1 pseudogene is annotated in these 651 nt (G+C 58.8%); it reads left to right on the forward strand.

From position 1 onward, the window contains the following. Positions 1–519, forward strand: a pseudogene (locus tag D3D02_RS18335) (IS1595-like element ISHvo6 family transposase); the annotation flags it as partial. Between the last annotated feature and the right edge of the window lie 132 nt (positions 520–651).

Genomic DNA, 651 nt, shown 5'->3' on the forward strand with positions numbered 1-651 from the left:
CGGTCTGTTCAGGCTACAAAGGCCAAGACCCGCCGCGGACCAGTCGATACCGCGGCGGGTCGTCCCGATCGGGGCGCTCACGATGGAAGGGCCGTCACGGAGACCAGATAACGCTCGTCGCGGCGTGCCGCGACGTGCTTCGGGTGATTTCGCGGTCACCTTGGAATCAGCTACCAGGGAGACCTCGAACCGGTACTGCAAGAGGCTGAAGACCTCTCCCAGCGGCTGGGAGAGGTCTGGACTGATGGACTCCAAGCGTATCGAGAGATGGAGTACGATCACCGAACCGTTATCCACGACGAACGGTACGTTTCGGCCGACGGCGTCCACATCAACCAGGTCGAGTGCCTCTTCTCACTAGTCAAACCGTGGCTGCGGAAGTTTCGCGGCCTGTCCAAGCAGGGCTTGGAACAGGCCGCTCACACCTTCGGTATCGTTCGCTCATTGAACTTGGTCGGCGCATCCCTCGAAATCGTCGTCGATTGCCTTGCTACGGGGTCACTCCACAGTTCTACATAAGAGCGGCCAGAGTTAACCAACAGTAGTGAGCCAGAGTCGTAACTGTTGGTTAAGTACTAGGCACGAAGGCTTCCGTCCCATTGGCCACTTGATCCCACGTAGAATCAACACCGCTACCGGCCCACAGGAGTA

The organism is Halobellus sp. Atlit-38R (assembly GCF_003665925.1).
Classification (GTDB): Archaea; Halobacteriota; Halobacteria; order Halobacteriales; family Haloferacaceae; genus Haloquadratum; species Haloquadratum inordinatus.